Below are 5,941 nucleotides of genomic sequence, written 5' to 3' on the forward strand. Positions count from 1 at the left end.
ATATGACGAGCTTTGAACGCCGCGCGAAGCAGGAAGGTCTTGAACAAGGTCTTGAACAGGGTCTTGAACAGGGAGTTCGGCGAGGCAAGATTGAATTAATACGTCAACAGTTGAGTGAGCGTCTGGGTTCCCTGGATGCTCAGAGGCTGTCTCGCGTAGACCAACTCTCCTCAAGTCAACTGGATGCTCTGGCGCGTCAACTGTTCCAATTCCAGAGTCTCAATGACGTCGATGGATGGTTCGACAGCCTCGACTCCTAATCCCTGAAACCCAACCCCATCGCCCCCCAAAACTTCATAAAACAACACAACCCCTTCTAACCACAGGTAGAGGGCAATCTCCGACCTCCTGCGCCAAGATAGCAGCCAACGATTCGGAGAAAGTTCTATGCGTTCCTTGCGAACCCCCTTGATTCTGTTCGGGTTAACTCTGCTGCTGACAGGAGTGGCCGGAATTGGACATCAAGGCGATCGCCCAGCAACAGCCACTCAACCCACCCAGAGGGTCACTCAGGACTCACACCTGGCCCTGTTTGATGACCTACCCAGTCCCGATGACCTCCCCATTCCCGATATTGATATCTCAGATATCCTCGAAGGCGACCCTCCCCTCACCACCAGCCTCGATGATGTCGTTCGCGAAGTTCCCCTCCTCGATGACCGAGATTTCGGGGAACCCCAATCCCTGACTCAATTTCCGCAAACGGACGACGGTGGCTATCTAGCGACCCCTGGATTGTACGAGATTACCCTCGAAAGCTACTGTCTACGAGCCGGAACTCACGGCCCTGGCGGGGGAGACGGGTACGGATATGCTCCACTCGAAGGCCCCCAAGCCGATAGTGTTCGCAAGATTCTCCGGGAAGCCGCTAACCATCCCGATATCGAACAGCGTTCGATTCAAAAGTTGCTCTGGGGGATTATTGCTCAAACCTCGATTCGGGATATGAGTCAGGAGTTGCAAGATGTGGCCCAGACGTTGCTAACCGATGAGGACATCCGAGAACTCAATGGAAATGCTCTCGATTTGATTCCTGAAGCCGCCAGACGGGAGATTTTTGCCAATCTCCCGGACCCCGTGCGACAGGTGTTAGAGGCGGAGGCGGAACTGCGATCGGCTCTCAGTCAGGCGGATGCCGCTTATGAAGACTTGGAAGACATCGCCATCTTGACGGGAGACGCTCCCCGAGGGGAAGGAAGCCGAACGATTCCTCAGCAACGTTGGTCATTGCATCCTGATGGCTATTTTGTCCGCTATTTCCCCTCGGGATATCGGCGCACTCGTATGGAGGTGTTGGTTCCTCGGCCGGTGACGGTGGTTCGCGATGATCTCAACCGGATTACAGCCTTAGACTATGACAATGGTTATCGCATTGAAACCGATTACGACGATGAGATTGGCGCCATCCCAGTTCCGGGAGAACCGGATCTGCAAATCTATCAGTTTAGTTCGGTGCGCTTAATCCGTCCTGGGAAGACGGTAGAGGTTCGCGATCGCGGCTGGACGTTTGTTGGAATGCCAACCACGGGAGAGGCGGACTTCTCCCAAGAGGCGATGAGGGAGGTGGCCAGCCTTAAAACCACTTTGGCCCAAAGAGGTGGGAATGTGGATTGGCAAGAGGCTCAGGAACGCTATGAACAGGCTCAGGAGACGGCGGAAACGGTACAGGATACTCAAGACCGCTTAGAGGGTAATGTCAACCGAGAGGATGCTGAGGGAGTTGTGGATTATGACCATTATGAGGAGGGTCTCGATACGGTTGCTGAACAGGATCGTGAGGCGCAAGGAGAATGGTTGGGTGAGCATTTCGAGAATGTTCAAGATGGTTTCGCCTATGCGATTTGCAAGTTGAGGAATCTTGGCACCGCTGGCAGTTGTGGTGATCCTGAACCGGATCAACCTGATCGTGATCCTGACCCTGACCCCAATGGCGATCCTAACCCCGATCCTCCCGGTACGCCGGTGAATCCAGGAGGCGATGGCGCTGTTCCGGGTAATACCAGTCGCCAACGTCTGGGACTTTCGGGTCGTTCGGCTCTGTAAATTCAAAGAGCCTGTTAGCATACAATTTATTTTGTGTCAACCCTAATTCCCGATTGGTTGCGGTTGAGATTACCGTAGGCGGGAACTTAGACTGCTGATGGTGCGATCGCCGATCCCGGCGATCGCATCTTCATCTTTACAATGAGGATATGCGTGACATGACCGGAGGGAGCCGATGCAACCGACTAATCCGAACCAATTTACTGAAAAAGCTTGGGAGGCGATCGCCCGCACCCCAGATATCGCCAAACAAGCGAAAAACCAACAGATTGAAAGCGAACATCTGATGCAGTCCTTGCTCGAAGGTCAAGGACTGGCCAATAGTATCTTTAAACGGGCCGGGGTCTCCGTGGTGAACCTAGCCGACGCCACTCGCCAATTTATTGAAAAACAGCCCAAAGTCAGTGGTGATGGAAGTTCTGTCTATCTCGGACAGAGCCTCGACCAACTCCTCGACCATGCTGACGGCTATCGTAAAGACTATGGTGATGAGTATATCTCCATTGAACATCTCGTCCTGGCCTATCTCAAAGATAAACGTTTTGGAAAACCCACCTTCCAAAGCTTTAATCTCAATGAGACGAAACTGAAAGAGACCATCCAACAAATACGCGGAACCCAAAAAGTGACAGACCAAAACCCAGAAGGAAAATACGACGCTTTAGAGAAATACGGACGGGATTTGACAGAAGCCGCCCGCACGGGGAAACTCGACCCGGTCATTGGACGAGACGACGAAATCCGCCGCACGGTGCAGATTCTCTCGCGACGCACCAAAAATAACCCAGTGCTAATTGGGGAACCGGGGGTCGGGAAAACGGCGATCGCCGAAGGACTGGCCCAGCGTATCGTCAAAGGAGATGTTCCTGAATCCCTGCGCGATCGCAAACTCATCGCCCTAGATATGGGGTCCCTCATCGCCGGGGCCAAGTATCGCGGTGAGTTTGAGGAACGCCTGAAAGCGGTTCTCAAGGAAGTCACCGACTCTGAGGGACAAATTGTCCTCTTTATCGACGAAATCCATACCGTTGTCGGTGCGGGGGCGACTCAGGGGGCCATGGATGCGGGAAACCTGCTCAAACCCATGCTGGCCCGGGGAGAATTGCGCTGTATCGGGGCGACAACCCTCGATGAATACCGCAAGTATATCGAGAAGGATGCAGCCCTAGAACGGCGTTTCCAACAGGTCTATGTGGATCAGCCCAGTGTCGTTGATAGTATCTCGATTCTGCGGGGTTTGAAAGACCGCTACGAAACCCACCATAACGTTAAAATCGCCGATAGCGCTCTGGTGGCGGCGGCGACGCTCTCGACTCGTTATATTAGCGATCGCTTCCTCCCGGATAAGGCGATCGACCTCATCGATGAAGCGGCGGCGAAATTGAAAATGGAGAGTACCTCGAAACCCGAGGAACTTGACGAAATTGATCGCCGTATTTTGCAGTTAGAAATGGAGAAACTCTCCCTACAAAAAGAGAGTGATGAGGCGTCTAAGGAGCGACTGCAACGGATTGAGAGGGAACTGGCAGACTGTAAGGAACAACAGTCTCATCTCAATGCTCAATGGAAGGCGGAGAAAGAACTCCTAGAAGAACGTAAAGGTCTCAAAGAAGAACTCGATCGCCTCCATGTGGAAATCGAAGAAGCTGAGCGCAATTATGACCTCAACCGAGCGGCTGAACTGAAGTATAGTAAATATCCTGAAGTTCAGAAGCAACTCGATGAAACGGAGGCCCGTTTTGCTAACGCTCAAAACAGTGGTGAAGCCCTGTTGCGGGAGGAAGTCACGGAAGCCGATATTGCCGAGATTATCTCGAAATGGACCGGGATTCCGCTGAGTAAGTTGGTTGAGTCTGAGAAAGAGAAACTCCTGCATCTCGAAGAGGAGTTACATCAGCGGGTGGTCGGCCAAGAAGAGGCTGTGACCGCTGTGGCGGACTCGATTCAACGCTCGCGGGCGGGATTAGCTGACCCGAATCGTCCGGTGGCCAGTTTCCTCTTCCTCGGTCCAACGGGGGTTGGGAAAACCGAGTTAGGGAAAGCTTTGGCGGCTTATCTGTTTGACACGGAAGATGCGATCGTTCGCATTGATATGTCTGAGTACATGGAGAAACACAATGTGTCGCGCTTGATTGGTGCGCCTCCGGGATATGTGGGCTATGACGAAGGGGGACAATTGACCGAGGCCCTGCGTCGTCGTCCCTATGCGGTGATTCTCTTTGATGAGGTGGAAAAAGCTCATCCCGATGTCTTTAATGTCTTGTTACAGGTGTTAGATGATGGACGAGTCACGGACGCGCAAGGGCGAACGGTGGACTTTAAAAATTCCATCATTATTATGACCAGTAACATTGGCTCTCAGTTCATTTTAGATGTGTCTGGGGATGATGCGGATTATGATGAGATGCGATCGCGGGTTTTAGAAGCCCTGCGGGCCAATTTCCGCCCTGAGTTCCTCAACCGCATTGACGACACGATTATCTTCCATGCGTTAGAGAAGTCCCAGTTACGGGAGATTGTCAAGTTACAGATTGTGCGCCTAGAAGAACGACTGGCGGACAAGAAAATGGCTTTGAAACTCTCGGAAGGGGCGATCGACTTGTTGGCGGAAGTAGGATACGATCCCGTCTATGGCGCTCGTCCCCTCAAACGGGCGATTCAGCGGGAACTCGAAACCCAAATCGCCAAGGGGATTCTACGCGGAGAGTTCAACGACGGCGATACGGTGTTTGTGGATGTGGAAAATGAGCGCCTGGCCTTCAAACGCCTCCCGGCGGAGTTGGCGACGGTGTAGGGAGCGTGATTCTCTAAGAGAGTCAGAGACCCGGTTTCGTGAAGAGGCCGGGTTTTTTGTCTGCACTGGGTTAAATTTTGTGGACATCTGATATCATAGTATGATACCATGAGGCAGCGTTAAACATCAAGGTCTTGCATGAGCCACAGCTTAAACAGCAAACAGCGGAAAACGCTGGGAGCGATTTTTGCATCTTCAATTCCTACCGATCTCACTTGGAAAGAGTTGGAGAGTCTGTTAAAAGCGTTAGGAGCTGATATTTCTGAAAGCAGTGGATCACGCATCAGGTTGAAGATTGGCGATGTCAAGTTTGTTGGGGGGCTGCATAAACCGCATAACCCACCGTATCTTCCACGTTATGCGATTAAAAGCTTACGACAGTTTTTAATTCAAGTCGGCGTTAAGCCTTAAACCTGGAAACCTAAGTTAGACGCAGATGTCGAGGTACATCTGTACCTCGGCAACAACAAGAAGGAGATCTCGAAATCATGTTGACCTATAAAGGCTATACCGGCAAAATTGAGGTCGATACTGACAGCCGTATGTTTCACGGTTCTGTTTTAGATATTAAGGATGTGATTGCCTATCATGGTTCTAGTTATGAGGAGCTAGAGCAAGATTTTCGGGGGGCGATCGATGATTATTTAGAGTATTGTCAGGAATTAGGAGAAAATCCTGATAAGCCATTTTCTGGAAAGTTGATGTTTCGCACCAATCCCGACACTCATCGTCAGATTTTTATAGCTTCTCAAAAAGCGGGAAAGAGCATTAATGCTTGGATGGAGGAGGTGTTACAACAGGCCTGTCACGGCTCTCAGTCCAACTAGAGCTACTGTAGCTAACGTATCTCCGACAAGTGCTAGAAGTTCCTGACGACTCAGGGAATGTGTGATGGGGGGCGATCGCCCCCCCGAGAACCCAAATATGTTAGCCTGACCCCGGGGCGCACATCGCGTCCCAGGGTCAGGCTAACATGAGAGAAATAAAGTTCTAACGTACCAGCCAAATCGTAGCAATACTTAGTGGATTTGCGTTTGGGATATTTGATGATAATTGGAATTTAAAGGGTCTTCAAGATATAGGTTGGAATGGGTTGCATTCGAT

The 5,941-nt window shown here is 51.4% G+C and carries 5 protein-coding genes; all 5 read left to right on the plus strand.

Translation table 11 applies throughout. The annotated features are described in order from the left end of the window. On the plus strand, positions 1-260 hold a 260-nt coding region (locus tag R6U67_RS17275; RefSeq protein ID WP_410253699.1), incomplete at its 5' end, for a DUF4351 domain-containing protein. 127 nt (positions 261-387) lie between these two features. Then, entirely contained in the window at positions 388-2,043 is a 1,656-nt protein-coding gene (locus R6U67_RS17280) for a hypothetical protein (protein ID WP_410253700.1), read from the plus strand. Between the two features lie 175 nt (positions 2,044-2,218). Further along, positions 2,219-4,837 (plus strand): ATP-dependent chaperone ClpB, encoded by a 2,619-nt coding sequence (gene clpB, locus R6U67_RS17285; protein WP_410253701.1) that lies wholly within the window; start codon positions 2,219-2,221, stop codon positions 4,835-4,837. 138 nt (positions 4,838-4,975) lie between these two features. After that, positions 4,976-5,248, plus strand: coding sequence for a type II toxin-antitoxin system HicA family toxin (locus R6U67_RS17290; RefSeq protein WP_410253702.1), 273 nt, complete (start codon positions 4,976-4,978; stop codon positions 5,246-5,248). Positions 5,249-5,325: 77 nt separating this feature from the next. Continuing rightward, on the plus strand, positions 5,326-5,664 hold the full coding sequence (locus R6U67_RS17295; protein ID WP_410253703.1) for a type II toxin-antitoxin system HicB family antitoxin: 339 nt from the start codon (positions 5,326-5,328) through the stop codon (positions 5,662-5,664). The last annotated feature ends 277 nt before the right edge of the window (positions 5,665-5,941 follow it).

It is taken from the genome of Sodalinema sp. (genome assembly GCF_046483825.1).
Lineage (GTDB): Bacteria > Cyanobacteriota > Cyanobacteriia > Cyanobacteriales > Geitlerinemataceae > Sodalinema.

Excerpts from the sequence above, each read along its gene's own strand:
- R6U67_RS17280 (WP_410253700.1), top strand. The coding sequence starts at position 388 with ATGCGTTCCTTGCGAACCCCCTTGATTCTGTTCGGGTTAACTCTGCTG.
- clpB (WP_410253701.1), top strand. The coding sequence starts at position 2,219 with ATGCAACCGACTAATCCGAACCAATTTACTGAAAAAGCTTGGGAGGCG.
- R6U67_RS17290 (WP_410253702.1), top strand. The coding sequence starts at position 4,976 with ATGAGCCACAGCTTAAACAGCAAACAGCGGAAAACGCTGGGAGCGATT.
- R6U67_RS17295 (WP_410253703.1), top strand. The coding sequence starts at position 5,326 with ATGTTGACCTATAAAGGCTATACCGGCAAAATTGAGGTCGATACTGAC.